We start from the raw sequence: 20,352 nt of genomic DNA, 5'->3' as shown, positions 1-20,352 counted from the left end.
GGATGCGAAGGCGGCGGGAGCCCGTGTGGGGATGACCACCGAGCGGATCACCATCCACGGCGGGCGGCCGCTGAAGGGCCGGATCGAGCTCAAGGGCGCGAAGAACCTCGTCACCAAGGCGATGGTCGCCGCGCTCCTCGGCGAGACCGCGTCCACCCTGCGCGACGTCCCGGACATCAGCGACGTCCGCGTCGTCAAGGGCCTCCTCGAGGTGCACGGCGTCAAGGTGAAGCAGGGCCCCGAGGTGGGCGAGCTGATCCTCGACCCCTCCAACGTCGAGTCCGCGCACTTCGCCGACATCGACGCCCACGCCGGCTCGAGCCGCATCCCGATCCTCTTCTGCGGACCGCTGCTGCACCGCCTCGGCGAGGCGTTCATCCCCGACCTCGGCGGCTGCCGCATCGGCGACCGCCCGATCGACTACCACCTCGAGGTGCTCCGCAACTTCGGCGCCATCGTCGAGAAGCTGCCCTCCGGCATCCGGATGTCGGCGCCCGAGGGCCTGCACGGCGCCAAGGTGTCGCTGCCCTACCCGAGCGTCGGCGCGACCGAGCAGGTGCTGCTCACCGCGGTCCGCGCGTCGGGCATCACCGAGCTGTCCGGTGCGGCGATCGAGCCGGAGATCATGGATCTCATCAACATCCTGCAGAAGATGGGCGCGATCATCTCGGTCGACACCGACCGCGTGATCCGCATCGAGGGCGTCGACCGCCTGGAGGGCTACACCCACCGCGCGCTCTTCGACCGCAACGAGGCCGCCTCCTGGGCCGCCGCGGCCCTCGCGACCGACGGCGACATCTTCGTCGGCGGCGCTCGCCAGCAGGAGATGACGACCTTCCTCAACGTCTTCCGCAAGGTCGGCGGCGCGTTCGAGATCGCCGAGGACGGCATCCGCTTCTACCACCCCGGCGGCGAGCTCAAGCCGGTCATCATCGAGACCGACGTGCACCCCGGCTTCATGACCGACTGGCAGCAGCCGCTCGTCGTGGCGCTGACCAAGGCCAAGGGCGTGTCGATCGTGCACGAGACCGTCTACGAGCAGCGCTTCGGCTTCGTCGACGCGCTGGTCGAGATGGGCGCGACCATCCAGATCCACCGCGAGTGCCTCGGTGGCCAGGCCTGCCGCTTCGGTCAGCGCAACTTCATGCACTCCGCGGTCATCTCCGGCCCGTCGAAGCTGCACGGCGCCGACATCGTCGTGCCCGACCTGCGCGGCGGCTTCTCGCACCTGATCGCGGCGCTCTCGGCCGAGGGCACCTCCTCGGTCTCGAACGTCGGCATCATCAGCCGCGGCTACGAGAACTTCCTCACCAAGCTCGAGCTGCTCGGCGCCGACTTCTCCCTCGACGCGTAGTCCCGCAGCACCTCCGGCACGCTGGAACGGCTCCGGCTCGCAGAATCCCCCCGATCCTGCGAGCCGGAGCCGTTTCCGCGTGCCGGACGTCCCACCGCCGCTCGTCGGCTCGACCTCCGGCTCGCGGAACCGCGTCCGGCTCGCAGGATCGGCCGGATCCCGCGTGCCGAGTCGGATCCCGCGAGCCGGAGTCGCGTCCCCCGGGTCTCGACACGCCCCTGCGGGGCTGCTCGACCAGCGTCGGCGCGTGCACCGCGCCGCGCGCTGGCGTGGGCGGCGGGGGCGGCGGAGCCGGGATGCGAGGATGGGCGGGTGTCTGAACGAAGCCGCCCGTCCATCTTCTGGCTCCTCGCGGCGTTGGTGATCCCGACGCTCACCGCCTCCGTGGACCTCCGGGTCCGCGACATCGACAAGATCCCGCGCAAGGGCGCGTTCGTGTTCGCGCCGAACCACTACAGCGAGATCGACCCGTTCATCACGGGCTGGGTGCTGTGGCGGGCCGGGCGTGCGCCGCGCTTCCTGGCGAAGGCGTCGCTGTTCACGATCCCCGTCGCCGGAGCGATCCTGCGCGCCTCGGGGCAGATCCCGGTCGAGCGGGCCGGCTCCGTGCGCGGCAGCGAGCCGCTGAAGGCGGCGAAGGAGCTGGTCGACCGGGGCGGCTCCGTCCTGATCTACCCGGAGGGCACGCTCACCCGCGACCCCGAGCTCTGGCCGATGCGCGGCAAGACCGGCGCGGTGCGGATGGCGCTGCAGTACGGACTGCCCGTCGTGCCCGTCGCGCACTGGGGCACCCAGCAGGTCATGGGCCGCTACTCCAAGAAGATCACCCTCTTCCGCCGCAAGCGCGTCGACGTCCTGGTCGGCGATCCCGTCGACCTGTCGGCGTTCCGCGGGCGCAGCCTCGACTCCGCGACCCTCAACGAGGCGTCGACCGTCGTGATGGCCGCGATCACCCGCCTGCTCGAGGAGCTGCGCGGCGAGACGGCACCGGAGAAGCGCTGGAACCCGGCCGAGCACAATCAGAAGGGCACGGGACGCTTTGAGCAGGGGCAGTAGGGCCGAGAAGGCGCCGATCCCCGTGCCGCGCCGTGTCGCCGTCCTCGGCGCCGGCAGCTGGGGGACCACCTTCGCCAAGATCCTCGCCGACGGCGGCTCCGACGTCGTGATGTGGGCGCGGCGGGCCGAGCTCGCCCGCGAGATCACCGAGGCCAAGCGCAACAGCGACTACCTCCCCGGCATCAACCTGCCGCGCAACATCCGGGCGACCCCGCGGATCGAGGAGGCGCTCGAGGGCGCCGACCACGTCTACCTCTCCATCCCGTCGCAGACCCTGCGCGGGAACCTCGAGGCGATCACGCCGTTCCTCACCGAGCGGACCGTCCTCGTCAGCCTGATGAAGGGCGTCGAGAAGGGCACCGGCCAGCGGATGAGTGAGGTGATCTCTCAGGTGCTGCCGATCGATCCGAGCCGGATCGCGGTCGCCTCCGGGCCGAACCTCGCGCTCGAGATCGCGAAGGAGCAGCCGACCGCGGCGGTCATCGCCTCGGAGAGCCTCGTCACCGCGCAGGAGGTCGCGCTCGCCGCGACCAACCGCTACTTCCGCTCCTACGTCAACACCGACGTGATCGGGACCGAATTCGGCGGCGTGCTGAAGAACCTGATCGCCGTCGCGATCGGCATCGTCGACGGCGTCGGCTACGGCGAGAACACCAAGGCGTCGATCATCACCCGCGGCCTCGCCGAGATGACCGACTTCGCCGTCGCGTACGGCGGGCGGCCCGAGACGATGTCCGGGCTGGCCGGCCTCGGCGACCTGATCGCGACGTCGAGCTCGTCGCTCTCCCGCAACAACACGGCCGGGCGCCTGCTCGGCCAGGGCTACAGCTTCGGCGACGTCGTGAAGTCGATGCAGCAGACGGCGGAGGGGCTCTCCTCGGTCGCGCCGATCCTCGAGCTCGCCCGGGCCCGCGGAGTCGACATGCCCATCGTCGAGCAGGTGTCGCAGGTGCTCGCCGGTACGCTCGATCCGAAGGACATCGCGCCGCACCTGACCACGGATTCGGACGAGCCCCAGGGTGAGAGGAACCTCGATGACCAGCAAGCTCGCAGTGGCCGTTCTGTTCGGGGGGCGTTCAAGCGAGCACTCGATCAGCTGCGCAACGGCGGCGGGGGTGCTGCGGGCGATCGATCGTGACCGCTTCGACGTGATCCCCGTCGGGATCACCGCTGACGGCGCGTTCGTGCTCGAGGAGGACCGGCCGGAGAAGTTCGCGCTCGACGCGAGCGCCCTGCCGCGGGTCGAGGACAACGGGACGCGCGTGCGCTGGCCGGAGTCGGCGCTCTCCCGCGAGCTGACCGTCACCGCGGCCGACGGCTCCGTCCGGTCGCTGGGCGACGTGGACGTCGTCCTGCCGATCCTGCACGGCCCATGGGGCGAGGACGGCACGGTCCAGGGGATGCTCGAGCTGGTCGGTCTGCCCTACGTCGGGTCGGGCGTGCTCGCCTCGGCGCTCGGGATGGACAAGCACTTCACCAAGACCGTCTTCCGCGCCGCGGGCATCGCGGTCGCCCCCTGGTACACCGTGACCGAGGCGGAGTGGCGCGATGACCCGAGCGACGCCGCGTCGGCCCTCGACGAGCTCGGCCTGCCCGCCTTCGTCAAGCCGGCCCGGGCCGGATCGAGCGTGGGCGTGAGCCGGGTCGACGAGCGCTCGCAGCTCGACGCCGCGCTCGAGGAGGCGTTCTCGCACGACTCCCGGGTGCTGATCGAGTCCGCGATCGTCGGGCGAGAGGTCGAGATCGGCGTGCTCGGCGCGCGCCGCGGGGAGTCCCCGCGCGCGTCCGTGGCCGGCGAGGTCGTCGTCAGCGGCGGCGGCTTCTACGACTTCGAGGCGAAGTACCTCGGGATGAAGGGCGTCGAGCTGGTCTGCCCGGCCGAGCTCACCGAGGACGAGCTCGCCGAGATGCGGGCCCTCGCGGTCAGCGCCTTCACCGCGATCGGGGCCGAGGGCCTCGCTCGGGTCGACTTCTTCCTCACGGCCGACGGCTTCGTCATCAACGAGATCAACACGATGCCCGGCTTCACGCCGATCTCGATGTTCCCGCGGATGTGGGGCGCGAGCGGCGTCGACTACCCCGACCTGATCAGCGAGCTGCTCGACCTGGCGCTCGAGCGCGTCCCGGCCGCGGTCCGATGACCGCGGCGGGCCTCGGGCTCCGGCTCGAGCCGGGCCCGCGGGCGCCGTTCGAGCAGATCCGCGAGGGGATCACCGCGCAGGTCGCCGCGGGGTCGCTCCTGGTCGGCACGCGGCTTCCTGCGGTGCGGACCCTCGCCGAGGAGCTGGGTGTCGCTCCGGGGACCGTCGCGCGGGCCTACAAGGAGCTCGAGGCCGCGGGGATCGTGGAGACGCGGGGGCGCGCCGGGACGGTCGTGTCCGGTGGCGTCGACTCGGTCGAGCACGAGCTGCAGCTGGCGGCCGGCGCGTACGCGGCGCGGGCCCGGGCGCTCGGAGCGACGCCGGAGCGGGCGCTGCAGGTCGCGGCCGCGGCCCTCCGCGGGCCGGACTGACGGGGCGCTCGCGTTCGATATGCAGGCGACCCGCGGACGTCGACGGGAGCCTGTCCCGCGGAAAGCCTTCTCCGTGGCGCGGAACCTGAGATCGGACGTCCGAGATCAGCCCGCGGGCGTGCTCGGCGGGTCGAGGGTGTCCGTGTCGGAGACGTTCGTGCAGGCGCGCTCCTGCGGCAGGTAGGAGACGGCATTCGCGAGGTCGACGACGGCCGAGGTGCCGGAGGCGCGGCTCTGGTCGACGGTGATCTCGACCGCCGGATCGCGGCCGTAGGTGGTCAGCGTGTAGACGTCGTCGGCGGCCTGCGACTCGTCGATGATCCAGTCGACGCCGCTGACCGAGACGCAGAGCTCGGTGGTGGGGCCGGGGGGAGTGACACCGCAGTGCAGGATGACGGCGGCGGGGGTGCCCCAGGCCGCCGTGCCCTGCGCGTTCGTCTCGCGCTCGGGCAGCTCGGCGACGACGTCGGGCAGGCGCACCGAGACCTCGGCGCAGCCCTCGTTCGTCGCGTCCGCGGCCGGCTGCAGCGCCACGGCGGCCGAGCAGCCGCTCAGGAGCAGGACGGCGGCGGCGGCGAGGGGGGTGCGGAGGAGGCGGGAGGACATCGACGGCAACGCTAGCGTGTGAACCATGGCACCGGATCCGAGCCCCACCCTGGCCGAGCTCAGCGAGGGCGAGGTCCTCGCGCGGATCCTGCCGAGGCTCGGCGGCGGTGCCGAGACGCTCGTCGGGCCGGGCGACGACTCCGCGGTGCTGCGGGCGCCGGACGGCCGCTTCGTCGTGACCACCGACATGATGGTGCACGGCCCGGACTTCCGGCTCGCCTGGTCCTCGCCGTTCGATCTCGGCTGGAAGGCAGCCGCCTCCAACCTCTCCGACGTCGCCGCGATGGGTGCCCGCCCGACCGCGCTGGTGGTCGCCATCGCGGCACCGCAGCGGCTCGGGGTCGACGTGCTCGAGGGGATCGCGGACGGTCTCGCCTCGGGCTGCGCGGCGATGGCCCCCGGCTGCGGCGTGGTCGGCGGCGACCTGTCCGCCTCCGCGACGCTGACCCTGGCGATCACGGCTTTCGGCTCGCTCGACGGCCGGCAGCCGGTGCTGAGGAGCGGCGCGCGCCCGGGCGACGTGATCGCGACCGCCGGGCCGCTCGGCGTCTCCGGGCTCGGCCTCCGGCTGCTGTTCGAGCGTGCCCGGACGGCCGGCGAGCCCGATGCGGCCCTCGCCCGGGCGCTCCGGTCCGAGCATCCGGAGGTGCTCGACGCCCAGCTGCGGCCGACGCCGCCGATCGCGGCCGGCATCGCGGCGGGCGGCGTCGCCACGGCGATGATGGACGTCTCCGACGGCGTCGTCCTCGACGCGCGGCGGATGGCCCGGGCGAGCGGAGTCGTGCTCGATCTCGATCCTGAGGCCGTCGACGCCCACGCCGGCCCGCTGACGGCCGTGGAGGGGATCGACGCGGCACTCGCCCGCGCGCTCGTTCTCGGCGGCGGCGAGGACCACGCGATGCTCGCCTGCTTCCCGCCCGGCACTGCGCTGCCGCCGGGGTTCACCGCCCTGGGCACGGTGCGCGAGGGCGCGCCGGAAGTTCGGCTCGGCGGAGTCGCGCTGGACGAGCGCGGCGGCTGGGACCCCTACCTGGGCTGGGACGGCGCCACGGGCTGATCAGCGGCTCGGCTACTCGGCCGCTCCGGGCGACGCCCACCAGATCGTCGTCTCGCCGTAGTCCTTCCGCCGGTCGCGCTCGAGCCCGGCGGGCCAGCGCGGCTCCGGGCTGCGCGAGCTCCGCTCGACGACCACCACGGAGTGCTCGGCGAGCAGCGGGAGGACACCGGCGAGGTCGGCGGCCAGCTCGTCCTCGGGGAGGTCGTAGGGCGGATCGAGGAAGACCGTGTCGGCGTTGACCGCGGGGGAGCCGTCGAGGAACGAGCGCACGGAGGCGATCACGACCTCGATCCGCGGCTTCGGGCGCTTGTTCGAGGCCGCCGCCGTCGCGATCGCCCGGGCGTTCTCGCCGGCGGTCTTCGCGGCCTTCGGGTCGCGCTCCACCAACAGCACGGAGGCGGCGCCGCGGCTGGCCGATTCGAGGCCGAGCGCACCGGAGCCCGCGTAGAGGTCGATGACCGTCGCGCCGTCGAGGGCGTCGCGCGCCTCGAGCGCCGAGAAGATCGCCTCGCGCACCCGGTCGCTCGTGGGTCGCGTGCCGGCGCGGGGGACCCGCAGGGTGAGCGATCCGGCGAAGCCGGCGATGATCCTGGTCACCGTTCCGAGCATAGGACTCGCGCCGAGGGCTGGGAGCCCCCCGGAAGCCTGAGCCGTTTTCCGGTTCGCACTGCGAGAATCACCAGTTATGACGTCCCTCGATGAGACCCGCTCCGCAGTCGGCACGGCATCGGACCGCGGTGCGGCTCCCGGGTCGGCGATGACCCGGGAGGAGTTCAGCGCCCACTGCGCCGCGATCCTGAAGAACCTGTGCAGCGTGATCGACGGCAAGGACGCCGAGGTCTCGATGGCCCTGACGGTGTTCCTCGCCGGTGGCCACCTGCTGATGGAGGACGTCCCCGGCACCGGCAAGACCGTGCTGGCGAAGTCGCTGGCGGTCTCCGTCGGCGGCACCGTCTCGCGGATCCAGTTCACCCCGGACCTCCTGCCCTCCGACGTCACCGGCGTCTCCGTCTTCAACCAGGCCACCCGCGACTTCGAGTTCAAGCCCGGCCCGGTGTTCGCGAACGTGGTGATCGGCGACGAGATCAACCGCGCCTCGCCCAAGACCCAGTCGGCGCTGCTGGAGTGCATGGAGGAGCGCCAGGTCTCGGTCGACGGCGTGACGCACGTCCTGCCGCGGCCGTTCGCCGTGGTGGCGACGCAGAACCCGGTCGAGATGGAGGGCACCTACAGCCTCCCCGAGGCGCAGCGCGACCGCTTCATGGCGCGGCTCTCGCTCGGCTACCCCGACGAGCGCGCCGAGCTCGAGATGATCCGCACCCGCGACGCCGCGAGCCCGCTGGAGGAGCTGCGCCAGGTCGTCGGCCACGATCAGCTCACCCGGATGATGGACTACGTCCAGTCGATCTACGTCGCCCCGCCGGTGCAGGAGTACGTGGTGGCGATCATGCAGGCGACCCGCATCGATCCCGAGCTGCGCCTCGGCGGCAGCCCGCGCGCGACTCTGCAGCTGATCGCCGCGGCGAAGGCGCTCGCCGCGATCAACGACCGCGACTTCGTCGTCCCGGACGACATCGACGTGCTCGCGGTGCCGGTGCTCGGCCACCGGCTGCTCCCGGCGACCCGGCTCCCCGGCCGCTCCGGCACCGGCGCCTCGCACTCCGTCACCGAGATCGTCCAGCGCATCGTCGCCGCCACCCCCGTCCCGTTCAGCGGCCGTGCCGACTGAGCCGGGCGGTCCCCGCTCCGGCGCACCCCGGTCCCGTGAGCCCCGGCGGCGCGGCGCGGAGCGGCCGGCGCGGCGCATCGGCGCGCTCCCGGCCGTCCGCGGGGTCGCGCTCACCCTGCGCGGTTGGGCCCTGGTCGTTCTCGGCGCGCTCGGGATCGTCGTCGCGCCGATCATCGAGTTCCGCGAGCTGCTCTTCGTCGGGATCGTCCTCCTCGGCCTGCCCGTCGCCGCCGTCCTCGCGCTGCTCGCCGTGACGCCCGTGCTGCAGGTGCAGCGGCGCTTCGCCCCGCAGGTCGTCGCGGTCGGCGACGTGGTCGACGTCGACGTCGTCCTCGACAACCGCGGCGCGGCCCTGCGGGCCGGTGCCCGAGCGGAGGACCGGCTCGACCGGGTCGAGCGCGGTCTCGTCTCCGGCCGCACCGTGGCCCGCGGCGCCTTCACCCTGCCGGCGGTCGCGCAGCGGGGGAGCGGCTCGAGCCGGGTCCGCGCCCGCTACCGCCTCCCCGCGGGGCGGCGCGGCATCCACCGCATCGGTCCGCTGCGGCTCCTCCGCGGCGACCTCTTCGGCCTGGCCGTGCGCGAGACGATCGCGGGTGCGGCGCAGCCCTTCGTGGTCACTCCGCGGGCCGTCCCGCTGCAGAGCGACGTGCTCGACGCCCACGGCGCCGGCGGCTCCAGCCCGGTCGCCCACGCCACCGCCGGGGCCGGGACCGACGACGTGATCCCGCGCGACTACCGCCCCGGCGACGCCATGCGCCGCGTGCACTGGCGGGCGAGCGCCCGCTCGGGCGAGCTCAAGGTCCGCCAGGACGAGCAGAACACCGACCCGCACGCCTGGATCCTGCTGGAGACGCGGGCCGCGCGCATCCTCGACGAGCGCGGCGGCGACGACCGCCTGGAGTGGGCGGTCTCGATGACCGCCTCGCTCGCGGTGCACCTGCTCGAGCGCGGCTTCGAGACGCACCTGATCGAGACCGGCGCGCCCGACCAGCCCGTCCGCTCCGAGGACGAGCGCGAGGCCGCGCACGACGTGCTGCTGCGCCTGGCCGAGCTCGCCCCCGCCGCCGAGTCGGTCGAGGCGGTCGGCCGCATCGCCGCCGAGATGCGCGATGCGGGCGGCAGCCGCCCGGTCTTCGCCGTCCTCTCCCGGCTGCACGAGGAGGACCTCGCCGCACTCGCCTCCCTCGCCGCCCATGCCCGCCCGGCCGTCGCCTTCCTCGTCGGCGGCACGCCCGAGGAGGAGGCCGCGCTGGCCTCCCTCGGCTGGTACCCCGTCCCGGTCACCCCGCGCACCGCCGTCGAGGAGGCGTGGGCCCAGGCCCTCGCGCTCCGGGTGGTCGCGTGAGCCGCCGCGGGCGCGACGCCCGCTCGGGCTCGGTCCTGCTCTCCGTCCTGCTCTGGCTCTCGCTCGTCACCGCGTCCTCCGGCATCGGCCGCCTGCTCGAGGGCATCGGCTGGCTCGTCCAGCTGGCCGTCGCGGTCGGCGTCGTCCTCGCCGTCCCGGCCGCCGCGCGCGCCGTCCGCGCGCACCCGGTCGTCCCGCCGATCCTCGGCACCCTGGCCGCCGTCGGCGTGCTCACCGCGATGTTCGTGCCCGGGCGGGCGCTGCTCTTCCTCGTCCCGACGCCGGGAGCGATCGCCGACGCGCAGACACTCGCCCAGGCCGGCTTCACCTCGATCGCCGAGCAGGGCCTGCCGGCGGTCGCCGACAACGGCATCGCCTTCCTCCTCGTCGGCGGTGTGGTCGTGCTGGCCTGGGCCGCCGACCTCTTCGCCTTCTCGGTGCGGCTGCCCGCGCTCGCCGGTCTCTTCCCCGCCACCCTGCTGGCGGTGCCGGCCGTCATCGACCCGGCCGACGTCTCCTGGCCGAGCCTGCTGCTCACGGCGCTGGTCTATCTCGGGATCCTCGCGGTCAGCGCCCGTCCCGAGCGCCGCGCACCGCGCGGGGGCTCGCTCGGCGCCGCCGTGCCGTCGATCGCGATGGCCGGGGTCGTCGTGATCGCCGCCGGGCTCGTCGCCGGCTCCGCGGGCGGCTTCACCCGCGTCTCCACGCCGTCCGGCGTCTCGGGCACGCTCTTCAACGGCTCCATCGACCCGGTCGTCGCCCTCGGCGCCGACCTCCGCCGCCCCAACCCGGTGACGGTGCTGCGCTATTCGACCGACTCCGACCTGCCGGTCTACCTCCGCGTGCTCACGGTCTCGGACTTCGAGGGCGAGGACTGGGCGCCGAGCGACACCGAGGAGACCGCGGACATCGCCGCTCCTATCGCTCCCGCCGGTCTCGGCGAGGCCGTTCCGCGCGAGACCGAGGAGGTCGACGTCTCGGTCGAGACCCTCCGCAGCCGCTGGCTGCCGGTGCCCTACCCGGTCTCCGAGCTCAGCGGCGTCGGCGACGGCTGGCTGCAGGACGTGCAGGACGGCTCGATCCGCGGCGACGCCACCACCCGCGCGGGCGACGAGTACCAGGTGCAGGCGCTGCGCCTCGAGCCCGATCCCCAGCAGCTCCTCGACGCGCCCGTGCCCACCGGGTTCGAGCGCTACCTCTCGCTCCCGGAGGACGTGCCGGAGATCGTCCGCAGCACGGCGACGGAGGTCACGGCGGACGAGGTCACCGCCTACGACCGGGCCCGCGCGCTGCAGACCTTCTTCCGCTCGTCCGAGTTCCGCTACTCCGAGGACACCCCCGCCGAGGAGGGCTACGACGGCGACGGCGTCGGCGTGCTCGCCTCCTTCCTCGAGGTCCGCGAGGGCTACTGCGTGCACTTCGCCTCGGCGATGGCCGTGATGGCGCGGGAGCTCGGCATCCCCTCCCGGCTCGCCATCGGCTACCAGCCCGGCTCGGTCGTGCCCTCGCCGGGCACCGAGCTGACCAGCTACCGCGTGCAGTCGTCCGACCTGCACGCCTGGCCGGAGCTGTACTTCGAGGGCGTCGGCTGGCTGCCGTTCGAGCCGACGCCGAGCCGCGGTGCCCCGGCCTCGTACACGCTGCCGAGCGCGACGACCTCCGCCCCGTCGACGACTCCCGGGGCCGCAGCGAGTGCCGCGCCCGGCGCGGCGCCCGGCGAGACCGCGACGCCGACTCCCACGGCGTCCACCGCGACGGCGACGCCCGGGGCCCTCGGCGGCTCCACGGCGTCCACCGCCCCGGTCGTCACGCTCTGGTCGCTGCTGGTCCTGCTGCTGCTCGTGCCCTGGCTCCTGCGCGTCGTCCAGCGCGCCGTCCGCCGGCGCCGGGCGGCCGACGGCTCGCTCGAGCCGGCCTGGGCCGAGCTGGTGGCGAGCGCGCGCGACCTCGGTGTCCCGGTCGAGGACGGCGAGTCGCCACGAGCCCAGGAGGCTCTGATCGGCGCCGCCCTCGGCGAGGACGAGGGCGCACGGTCGGCCCTGCGGGAGCTCCGGCAGGGGGTCGAGCGCGTCCGCTACGCGCCGGTGCTCGCGGAGCAGTCCGCGGGCTGGCGCGCGGCGACGACGGTGGTCGCCGGACTGCGCTCCTCCGTCGGCACCGGCCGCCGCCTGAGCGCGGCCGTCGCGCCGCGATCGGTCCTCCCGGGCCTCGCGCGGGTCCGGCGTCCGAGGTCCGACCTATGATCGTCGGGTGATCCCGGACCCCCTCGACGCCTCGCTCGCGCCGCTGATCGGCCCGCGCACGGCCAAGCCGATCGAGAAGGCGTTCGGCTACCGCACGGTCGGCGAGCTCCTCGGCCACTACCCGCGCCGCTACGCCAAGCGCGGCGAGCTGACCGACGTGTCGCGGCTGCCGGTGGGCGAGAACGTGACGATCGTCGCGGAGGTCCGCGAGGTGCGCTCCCGCGAGATGAAGAACCGCCGCGGGGGACTGCTCGAGGTGATCATCTCGGACGGCACCGGCACCCTCTCGCTGACGTTCTTCGGCCAGCCCTGGCGCGCCGCGCAGCTGCGCCGGGGCGTGCGCGGCATCTTCGCCGGAACCGTGTCGATGTTCCGCGAGACGAAGCAGCTCACCCACCCCGACTACCGGCTCTTCGACGACGAGGAGGTCACGGCGCACGGCCCGATCGCGAAGTCGGCGCTCACGAAGGACTGGACCGAGCGGCCGATCCCGATCTACCCCGCGACCAGCACGATCGCGAGCTGGCAGCTGCAGGCCGCGATCGACGTGGTGCTCGACGACCTGAAGTACGTGCAGGACCCGATCCCCGCCGAGGTGCGCGCGAACCGCAAGCTGCTCGACCTCGGCGCCGCGCTCGAGCTGATCCACCGGCCGCAGCGCGAGGGCGAGGAGGCCCCGGCGCGCGACACCCTGCGCTTCCACGAGGCGTTCCTGCTGCAGCTGGCCCTGCTCGAGCGGCGGGCGGCGGCGCGCTCGACCCCGGGCACTCGGCGGGTCGCCGAGGTCGGCGGGCTGCTCGAGCGCTTCGATGCCGCGCTGCCGTTCACGCTGACCGACGACCAGAGGACGGTCGGCCGGGAGATCGCCGGCGACCTCGCGGCCGAGTCGCCGATGTCCCGGCTCGTGCAGGGCGAGGTCGGCTCGGGCAAGACCCTGGTCGCGCTGCGGGCCATGCTCGCGACGGCCGAGAGCGGCGGGCAGTCCGCGCTGCTCGCACCCACCGAGGTCCTCGCCGGTCAGCACCTTCGCTCGATCGTGCGCACCCTCGGGCCCGAGCTGGCGGCGGAGCTCTCGCCGACCCTCCTGACCGGCGGCCTCGGCGCCGCGGCCCGCCGCGCGGCCCTGCTGCGGATCGTCTCCGGCACCGCGAAGATCGTGGTCGGCACGCACGCCCTGCTCGGCGACAAGGTCTCGTTCTACGACCTCGGTCTGGTGGTGATCGACGAGCAGCACCGCTTCGGCGTCGACCAGCGCGACGCGCTGCGGCGGAAGGGGGCGCAGCCGCCGCACGTGCTCGTGCTGACCGCGACGCCCATCCCGCGGACGGTCGCGATGACCGTCTTCGGCGACCTGGACGTCTCGACGATCCGCGAGCTGCCGGCCGGCCGACCGGGCATCACCAGCCACGTGGTGCCGCTGGCCGATCACCCCGCCTGGATCGCCCGGGCCTGGGAGCGGGCCGAGGAGGAGATCCGCAAGGGCCACCAGGTCTACCTCGTCTGCCCGGCGATCGAGCCGGGGGAGGCCGCGGAGGGTCCGCTCGCCGGTGAGGACGAGCCCGCGGCCACCCCGCTGTCGACGGTGTCGGAGACGATCGAGGGCGTCCGCGGGCACGCCCTGCTCGGGAAGCGGCGCTCGGCCGCCCTGCACGGCCGGATGACGGCGGAGGAGAAGGACGCCGTCATGCGGGCCTTCGCGGCCGGCGAGATCGACGTCCTCGTCTCGACGACGGTCATCGAGGTCGGCGTCGACGTGCCGAACGCGTCGATGATGATCGTCCTCGACGCCGAGCGGTTCGGCGTCTCGCAGCTGCACCAGCTGCGCGGCCGGATCGGGCGCGGCGGCGTGCCCGGCGTCTGCCTCTTCGTCACCGCGGCCGAGGCCGGCACGACCGCGCGCGAGCGGGTCGAGACCGTCGCGGCGACCCTCGACGGCTTCGAGCTGGCCGAGGCCGACCTCGAGCTGCGCCGCGAGGGCGACGTGCTGGGCGACTCGCAGTCCGGCGGGCGCTCCTCCCTGCGCCTGCTGCGTGTCGTGCAGGACTCCTGGCTCATCCTCGAGGCGCGGGTGCTGGCCGAGCGGCTGCTCGAGACCGATCCGGTGCTCGCGACGCACGACCGCCTGCGCGCCGCGCTCGAGCGGCGCGTGCAGGAGCGCGACCGCGAATTCCTCGGCAAGAGCTGACCCCCGACGGGGTGGTCGGGGCCCGGCCGGCCCGCCGGGGCGCCCGATACGCTGGGGGCATGGCCCGCATCGCCGTCGTCCCCGGCTCGTTCGACCCCGTCACCCTCGGGCATCTCGACGTCATCGAGCGCGCCGCGCGCCTCGTCGACGAGCTGCACGTCGTCGTCGTGCACAACCCGTCCAAGACCGCGCTGCTGCCGATCGCGCAGCGCGTGGCGCTGATCGAGCAGTCGATCGCCGAGGCCGGCATCGAGGGGTCGATCGTCGTCGCCTCCTGGAGCATGGGACTGCTCGTCGACTACTGCACCGACGTCGGCGCGAGCATCCTGGTGAAGGGCATCCGCTCGCAGGTCGACGTGGCCTACGAGACGCCGATGGCCATCGTGAACCGCAACCTCGCGCACGTCGAGACCGTCTTCCTCCTGCCGGACCCCGCGCACGCCCACGTCTCCTCCTCGCTGGTGCGCCAGGTGTCGGGACTGGGCGGCGACGTCTCGCCCTACGTGCCGCCGGCCGTCGCGGCGTACCTCGCCTCCTGACCGCCCGCTCGCATGGTCCGGGCCCGGGCCGCAAGCGCCCCGGGGGCGTGCGCTCCGCGTCTCCGGCGCCTGGGACAATGGCGGAATGAGTGCGATGCGCGTGGCGGCCTGGGTCCTCGAGGGCATCCCCGAGGTGGTCCCGGGGGACGACCTGCTCGAGCTGATCCTCGCGGCGGTCGCGGCCGCTCCCGAAACCGACCGTCCCGTCGACGGCGACGTCCTCGTGGTGACCAGCAAGGTGGTCTCGAAGGCCGAGGGCCGGGTCGTCGCGGCCGACGACCGCGAGGACGCCATCACCGCCGAGACCGTCCGCGTCGTCGCCACCCGCGCGCACGCGCACGGGGTCACCCGGATCGTGGAGAACCGCCTCGGCATCGTCCAGGCCGCCGCGGGGGTCGACTCCAGCAACGTCGCCGAAGGCACCGTCCTGCTGCTGCCCGAGGATCCGGACGCCTCGGCCCGCGCGCTCTGCGCCGGTCTGCGCGAGCGGCTCGGTGCGCGCGTCGGCGTCGTCGTGAGCGACACGCTCGGACGTGCCTGGCGGGTCGGCCAGACCGACGCCGCGATCGGCGCGGCCGGCCTGCTGGTGATCGACGACCTGCGCGGCGCCGTCGACGCGCTCGGCCGGACGCTCGCGGTGACCATGCCCGCGGTCGCCGACGAGATCGCCGCGCTCGGCGACCTGGTGAAGGGCAAGGCGACCGGGCACCCCGTCGCCGTCGTCCGCGGCCTCGACCGCTTCGTCAGCGGCCTCGATGCACCGGGCGCCCGCACGCTGACCCGCACCGGTCCGGACGACATGTTCCGCGTCGGCGCCGACGAGGCGCACGCGGAGGGCTACGCCGAGGGCCACGCGGCCGGGCTCGCGGCAGCGGCCGGGCGGGTCGCGTCGTGAGCGGCGCCTGGACCGCCGTCGTCGTCTACCGGGGCCGCGGCACCTCCAAGACCCGCCTCGAGCTCGTCGCGCGCTCCGCCCTCGCCGAGGCGTTCCTCCTCGACACCCTGGCCGCGGTCGGCGCGGCGGAGGCCGTGGGCGCCGTCGTCCTCATCACCTCCGACATGTCCGCGGCGGAGCGGGCCGCGCTCGAGCACCCCGGCCTGCACGTCGTCGGCGATCCCGGACAGCTCAATCCCGCCGTCGCCGCTGGCATCGCGGCGGCGCAGGACCACCGCCCCGGCTCGCCGGTGATCGCGCTGACCGCCGACCTGCCCGCGCTCACCGCCGCGGATCTCGACGCCGCGCTCGCCGCCGCCGGCGACACCCCGGCGATGGTCGGCGATCGCGCCGGCAGCGGCACGACCGCGCTGCTCCTGCCCGGCGGGGCCGGCCCGGAGCCGGCCTTCGGTCTCGACTCGCGGGAGAAGCACGTCGCTGCCGGCTACCGCGTGCTCGGCCTGCCCGAGTCCTCGACGCTTCGGCTGGACGTCGACACCGTCGACGACCTGCGCCACGCGGAGTCGGTCGGGGTCGGCGCCTGGACGGCGCGCGAGCTCGCCGACGCGGCCTGAGCGCCCGGGACACGTCAGTCGGCGAGCAGTCCCTGCTCGAGGGCCGAGGTCAGTGCACGGTCCACGGTGAGCGGCTCTCCGTCCACCGAGCGGATCGGCACGGCGCGCCGGGTGCTCGACACCAGCCAGGCCGCGTCGGCGCCGGCCAGCGCCGCGACGGGCAGGTCCCGCCGCGCGGAGGAGAGGCCGCGCCCCTCGCCGATCGCCAGCACTCTCGCCACCGTCGTCCCGTCGAGGATCCCGGCGCCGGCGGCGGGCGTCACGAGCACCCCGTCCGCGAGCAGGACGAGACTCGAGGTCGCGCCCTCGAGCAGGAGGCCGTCGCTCGTGCGCCAGACCACGTCGTCGGCGCCCCGCCGCTTCGCCTCGCGCAGTGCGGCGCGGGTGACGGCGCCGGAGGTTGTCTTGACGCCGCTGAGCAGCCAGGGGGCCTCCTCCTGCACCCCGTGCGGGTAGCCGCGGTCGAGCACGGCGACGGCGGCGCCCCGGTCACGCAGCTCCGAGGAGTCGGTGGTCGGCTCCGCGCGGACCGTCGCCCGCGCCGTCGTGGTGTCCCGGTAGCCCGCGACCAGCCGGATGCTGAGGTCCTCGACCGCGTCGTGCTCGGTGACCGCGAGGGCGATCGCCGCGGACCACACCTCGGCGGACGGGATCTCGAGCCCGACGGCCGCGGAGGAGGCCGCGAGGCGCGCCAGGTGCTCCTCCTGCCCGCGGGCACGGCCGCGGATCACTGCCAGTGTCTCGAAGACGCCGTCGCCGCGCAGATAGCCCGGCTCGTCGACGCGGACGAGGCCGGCCCCGGGATCGCGGAGCAGGGGAGTGCCGGAGTCGTCGATCTCGACGAGGACGGGGGAGGTCATGCCCCCATCCTGGACCGCGGGGCGGCGCGGCGTGCGGCTCAGCGGGCGGTCAGACCGCGCGCCACGTCCTCGGCCGTGAGCAGCTCGCGCGGCGACTCCGCCCGCGCTCCGGCCGCGCCGAGGACGTCGACGGCGGCGAGGGCGTCGAGGTCCAGACCCGTCGGCCCGGCCAGACTCGACACCGCGACCTGGAAGGTCCGGTAGGCGCCGAGCGGGGCGAGGCCCTCGCGGTCCTCGCCGTCGACGATCCGGCGCACCAGCGCGGTCTGGTCGAGCAGGTACGCGGTCGCCGCGAGGGTCGTGCCGTCGGGGCTCCAGGCCGCGATCTTCCAGAACCGCAGCGGGATGCCGATGCTGCGGTAGACCGGGTCGCCCTCGGCCAGCACCGGGCCGGTGAAGACGTCGATCCGGGCGCGGTTCGCCTGCGCGTAAACGAGGACGAGGTCCTCGAGGCCGAGCCACAGCTCCTTGGACTGGTTGAAGCCGCTCGCCTGCGGCGCCGCGTTCGTGTAGCAGAAGCTGTCCACGTTGCCGGCGCGCGCCTCGGCCGGGTCGCCCCAGACGGGGTCGCGGCGGCGGACGAGGTGGCCGCGGTCGAAGTCGTTCCGCGCGTACACCTCCGGCCCGGTCTGCTCGCTCGCTGGCACGCGCTCGTCGAGATGCCAGTCGTCGCCGCGGCCGAGGTCGAGCAGCCGCGCCCCGTCGATGTTCACCGCGGTCGAGAGCGCGAGCCGGCGCTCCGGGTCGAGGAGCACCTCGAAGTGCGTGTACGGCAGCTGCCGCACCACGCGGTCGCCGGAGGGACGGGGCGCCGCCAGCGGGGCGCCGAGGAAGCCGGGATCGAAGCCGCTCACTGGTCGACCTCCGCCGTCGGGGTGACGGTGGGCGTCGCGGTCGGCGGCGGCGTCGGAGTCGCGGTCGGCTCCGCGGTGGGCTCGGCCGTGGCGGTCGGAGCCGTGGTCGCCGTCGGAGCGGGCGCCTGCGTCGCGGGAGCGGGCACCAGGGCGCCGTTGCTCACCAGCAGCGTGATGCTGGAGTAGCGGGCGATCGTCGTCCCGGCGCCCGGGTCGGTGCCGGCGACGGTTCCGGCGGGCGTCGCGGCGTCGACGGTGGCGCCCTCCTCGACGTCGAAGCCGAGGTCCTCGAGGACCTCGGTCGCGTCGTCGACGGACTGCCCGGCGACGTTCGGCACGGCGATCTGCCGGCCGTTCAGCAGCGCGCTGCTCGGCTCGGCGAAGTCGTCTCCGCCGTACTTCTCGTCGGCGGCCGTCATCACCCTGTTCCAGATGTAGTGGCGGATGTTCGATGCGTAGGGCCGCGACTCCAGGTCCGAGTTCGGGAAGCGCACCTCGCGCATCGAGACGTGGCCGTCGATGTTGCCGACCCAGACGACGGTCGCGACGCGAGAGCTCGCGCCGTCGATCCAGGTGGATTCGGCGTTGTCGGTGGTTCCGGTCTTGCCGATGTGCTCGATCCTGTCATCGGGATCCGACTGGGCGGCCGTACCGGACGTGACGACGCGCTGGAGCGCGTAGTTCGCCACGGCGGTCAGCTCGGGCGAGAGTGCCTGGTTGCAGGTCGACGTCGGCGGCTGCACGCCGACTCCGGTCGCATCCGTGATGGAGTCGATCGCGATGGCCGAGCAGGCGGAGCCGTTGTTCGCGAATCCGGCGAAGGCGGTGACCATCGAGATCGGCGAGATCAGGGTGTCGGAGCCGAGGATCGAGGACGGCTTGTAGTCGATCACGCCGCCGTCCGCCGCCTTCACTCCGAAGGCGACCGCCTGGTCGCGGATCGCGCAGAGATCGAGCTGCTGCGCCATGGAGACGAAGACGGTGTTGATCGAGCGCATCGTGCCCTCGAGGACGCTGTAGGTGCCGTTCTCGTTGTCGTCGTTGCCGACGGCGGGATAGGACAGGTCCTCGCCGCCGTTCGGGTCGCAGCTCGCCGTGAAACCGGAGAAGCCGCGCTCGCGGCCGTTCACCGTCTCATAGAGCGTGTGCCCGTTGGCGAGCCACTGCGCGAGGGTGAAGACCTTGTAGGTCGACCCCACCTGGAAGCCGGCGGAACCGCCGTAGGCCGTGTCGGTGTTGAAGTTGATCGCCGAGAAGTTCGCTCCGTTCACGGAGCCGGCGGCGTCGTAGTCCTTGTTCTGCACCATCGCCAGGACGCGGCCCGTGCCCACCTCCATCGAGACGGTCGAGCTGCCGATGTTGACGTCGTTCGTGGGCACCTTCGGCACTGCGGCGTTCGTGGCCGCCGTCGCGACGTCCTGGAGCTCGCGGTCGAGCGTCGTGTAGATCTTGTAGCCGCCGCGCTGGAAGTTGGCGAAGCGGGTGTTCTCGTCGTCGCCGAAGGCGGGGTCGTTCTGGATCACCCGGGTCACGTAGTCGCAGAAGAAGGCGGCGTTGCCGGCCTGCTGGCAGCCCGTGGGCGTCTCCTTGATCGCGGGGACGACCTCCTCGGCCACCGCCGCGTCGTGGTCGGCCTGGGAGATCTTCCCCTCCTCGAGCATCCGGTCCAGGACGTAGTCGCGCCGGACCTTGTTCTCGGGGATGTTCTCCGGTTGGTCGATCCGGAGGCCGTTGGGGTTGTTCACCGTCGCGATCAGGCTGGCGGCCTGGGCGAGCGAGAGCGTCGCCGCGGTGCTGGAGAAGTAGTACTCGGCCGCGGCCTGGATCCCGTAGACCTGCCCGCCGAAGCCGGCGATGTTGAGGTAGCCGAGCAGGATGTCGTCCTTGCTGTACTTCTTCTCGAGGTCGACGGCGAGCTTCATCTCCTTGAGCTTGCGCGCCGGCGTCGTGGCGGTCGCCTCGTCGTAGGCGGCCTGCGAGGCGGCGGCGTCGGTGTCGCTGAGCGCCTCGGCCTTCTGCACGAGGACGTTCTTGACGTACTGCTGCGTGATCGAGGACCCGCCCTGCAGATCGCCGCCGACCACGTTGCTCAGTACCGCGCGGATCGTGCCCTGCAGGTCCACGCCCCCGTGCTCGTAGAAGCGCGGGTCCTCGGTCGAGACGGCCGCGTCCTTCACGAACTGGCTGACCTGGTCGAAGGCCACCTCCTCGCGGTTCTGCGCGTAGAAGGAGGCGAGGAGACCGTCGGTCCCGTCGGCGTTCTTCGCGTAGATCTCGGTCTTCTGCGCCAGCTGGCCCAGCTCGAGGTACTCGGGCACGGTCTCGAAGAGGCCGATCGGGTTGTTGGCGGCGAGCCCGGTGACGGCGAGGGCGGGAGTGACGCCGACGGTGATCAGCAGCCCTCCGGCCAGGCTCGCTCCGACGACACCGAGGACGCGGGCGAGCACGCCGCTGCGGGCGGTTCCTTGCGCAGACATGGCTACGAGAGTAGGCGACGAGTCTG

The 20,352-nt window shown here is 73.6% G+C and carries 18 protein-coding genes; 13 read left to right on the top strand and 5 right to left on the bottom strand.

Annotation, left to right across the window (positions count from 1 at the left end):
* Positions 1-31 precede the first annotated feature (31 nt).
* From murA to MT351_RS07715, 5 genes are all read left to right on the top strand, one after another.
* A complete protein-coding gene (murA, locus tag MT351_RS07735) occupies positions 32-1,354 on the top strand; it encodes a UDP-N-acetylglucosamine 1-carboxyvinyltransferase (RefSeq protein WP_164874434.1) in 1,323 nt (440 codons plus the stop codon).
* Positions 1,355-1,666: 312 nt separating this feature from the next.
* A complete protein-coding gene (locus MT351_RS07730; RefSeq protein ID WP_243581804.1) occupies positions 1,667-2,410 on the top strand; it encodes a 1-acyl-sn-glycerol-3-phosphate acyltransferase in 744 nt (247 codons plus the stop codon).
* Between the two features lie 22 nt (positions 2,411-2,432).
* Positions 2,433-3,548 (top strand): NAD(P)H-dependent glycerol-3-phosphate dehydrogenase, encoded by a 1,116-nt coding sequence (locus MT351_RS07725; RefSeq protein WP_173286025.1) that lies wholly within the window; start codon positions 2,433-2,435, stop codon positions 3,546-3,548.
* Entirely contained in the window at positions 3,445-4,551 is a 1,107-nt protein-coding gene (locus MT351_RS07720) for a D-alanine--D-alanine ligase family protein (protein ID WP_123735408.1), read from the top strand. Before MT351_RS07725 ends, MT351_RS07720 begins: the two co-directional genes overlap by 104 nt.
* A complete protein-coding gene (locus MT351_RS07715; protein WP_123735409.1) occupies positions 4,548-4,922 on the top strand; it encodes a GntR family transcriptional regulator in 375 nt (124 codons plus the stop codon). Before MT351_RS07720 ends, MT351_RS07715 begins: the two co-directional genes overlap by 4 nt.
* A gap of 105 nt (positions 4,923-5,027) precedes the next feature.
* Here MT351_RS07715 and MT351_RS07710 read toward each other — a convergent pair whose 3' ends face one another.
* The gene (locus tag MT351_RS07710) at positions 5,028-5,528 is read right to left on the bottom strand and encodes a DUF3515 domain-containing protein (RefSeq protein WP_243581803.1); all 501 of its coding nucleotides are present in this window, start codon (positions 5,526-5,528) and stop codon (positions 5,028-5,030) included.
* 25 nt (positions 5,529-5,553) lie between these two features.
* Here MT351_RS07710 and thiL point away from each other — a divergent pair, with 25 nt between their 5' ends.
* Positions 5,554-6,585 (top strand): thiamine-phosphate kinase, encoded by a 1,032-nt coding sequence (gene thiL / locus MT351_RS07705; RefSeq protein WP_243581802.1) that lies wholly within the window; start codon positions 5,554-5,556, stop codon positions 6,583-6,585.
* A 12-nt stretch (positions 6,586-6,597) separates the two neighbouring features.
* Here thiL and MT351_RS07700 read toward each other — a convergent pair whose 3' ends face one another.
* Positions 6,598-7,182 carry an RsmD family RNA methyltransferase gene (locus MT351_RS07700; protein ID WP_243581801.1) on the bottom strand — a complete coding sequence of 195 codons (585 nt, stop codon included), beginning with the start codon at positions 7,180-7,182 and terminating at the stop codon, positions 6,598-6,600.
* Between the two features lie 88 nt (positions 7,183-7,270).
* On the opposite strand from MT351_RS07700, the gene MT351_RS07695 reads away from it, so the two are divergent.
* The 7 genes from MT351_RS07695 (at position 7,271) to cofC (ending at position 16,135) form a co-directional block, all read left to right on the top strand.
* Positions 7,271-8,314, top strand: a complete 1,044-nt coding sequence (locus MT351_RS07695; RefSeq protein ID WP_123735412.1) for a MoxR family ATPase — start codon at positions 7,271-7,273, stop codon at positions 8,312-8,314.
* The gene (locus tag MT351_RS20260; RefSeq protein WP_132438356.1) at positions 8,304-9,659 is read left to right on the top strand and encodes a DUF58 domain-containing protein; all 1,356 of its coding nucleotides are present in this window, start codon (positions 8,304-8,306) and stop codon (positions 9,657-9,659) included. Before MT351_RS07695 ends, MT351_RS20260 begins: the two co-directional genes overlap by 11 nt.
* A complete protein-coding gene (locus tag MT351_RS07685) occupies positions 9,656-11,902 on the top strand; it encodes a DUF3488 and transglutaminase-like domain-containing protein (RefSeq protein WP_132438355.1) in 2,247 nt (748 codons plus the stop codon). The genes MT351_RS20260 and MT351_RS07685 overlap by 4 nt, the downstream gene beginning before the upstream one ends.
* A 7-nt stretch (positions 11,903-11,909) precedes the next feature.
* Positions 11,910-14,087 (top strand): ATP-dependent DNA helicase RecG, encoded by a 2,178-nt coding sequence (locus MT351_RS07680; RefSeq protein ID WP_243581800.1) that lies wholly within the window; start codon positions 11,910-11,912, stop codon positions 14,085-14,087.
* A gap of 59 nt (positions 14,088-14,146) precedes the next feature.
* Positions 14,147-14,626 carry a pantetheine-phosphate adenylyltransferase gene (gene coaD, locus MT351_RS07675; RefSeq protein WP_123445577.1) on the top strand — a complete coding sequence of 160 codons (480 nt, stop codon included), beginning with the start codon at positions 14,147-14,149 and terminating at the stop codon, positions 14,624-14,626.
* A 94-nt stretch (positions 14,627-14,720) separates the two neighbouring features.
* On the top strand, positions 14,721-15,521 hold the full coding sequence (gene cofE / locus MT351_RS07670; protein WP_123735415.1) for a coenzyme F420-0:L-glutamate ligase: 801 nt from the start codon (positions 14,721-14,723) through the stop codon (positions 15,519-15,521).
* Positions 15,518-16,135: a 2-phospho-L-lactate guanylyltransferase gene (gene cofC, locus MT351_RS07665; RefSeq protein ID WP_132438354.1), complete on the top strand. Its 618-nt coding sequence runs from the start codon at positions 15,518-15,520 to the stop codon at positions 16,133-16,135. Before cofE ends, cofC begins: the two co-directional genes overlap by 4 nt.
* 14 nt (positions 16,136-16,149) lie before the next feature.
* Here the strand turns inward: cofC and MT351_RS07660 are convergent, their stop codons facing one another.
* The 3 genes from MT351_RS07660 to MT351_RS07650 are packed head-to-tail and all read right to left on the bottom strand — an operon-like array spanning position 16,150 to position 20,326.
* Positions 16,150-16,995 carry an aminotransferase class IV gene (locus MT351_RS07660; protein WP_132438353.1) on the bottom strand — a complete coding sequence of 282 codons (846 nt, stop codon included), beginning with the start codon at positions 16,993-16,995 and terminating at the stop codon, positions 16,150-16,152.
* A gap of 38 nt (positions 16,996-17,033) precedes the next feature.
* Positions 17,034-17,849, bottom strand: a complete 816-nt coding sequence (locus tag MT351_RS07655; RefSeq protein WP_132438352.1) for a DNA/RNA non-specific endonuclease — start codon at positions 17,847-17,849, stop codon at positions 17,034-17,036.
* Positions 17,846-20,326, bottom strand: coding sequence for a transglycosylase domain-containing protein (locus MT351_RS07650; RefSeq protein WP_279398114.1), 2,481 nt, complete (start codon positions 20,324-20,326; stop codon positions 17,846-17,848). Before MT351_RS07650 ends, MT351_RS07655 begins: the two co-directional genes overlap by 4 nt.
* Positions 20,327-20,352 lie beyond the last annotated feature (26 nt).

The sequence above is a fragment of the Rathayibacter sp. VKM Ac-2926 genome (assembly GCF_022815565.1).
GTDB lineage: Bacteria > Actinomycetota > Actinomycetes > Actinomycetales > Microbacteriaceae > Rathayibacter > Rathayibacter festucae.
The sequence above is the reverse complement of the archived record's forward strand: the minus strand, read 5'-3'. Positions and strand labels throughout refer to the sequence as shown.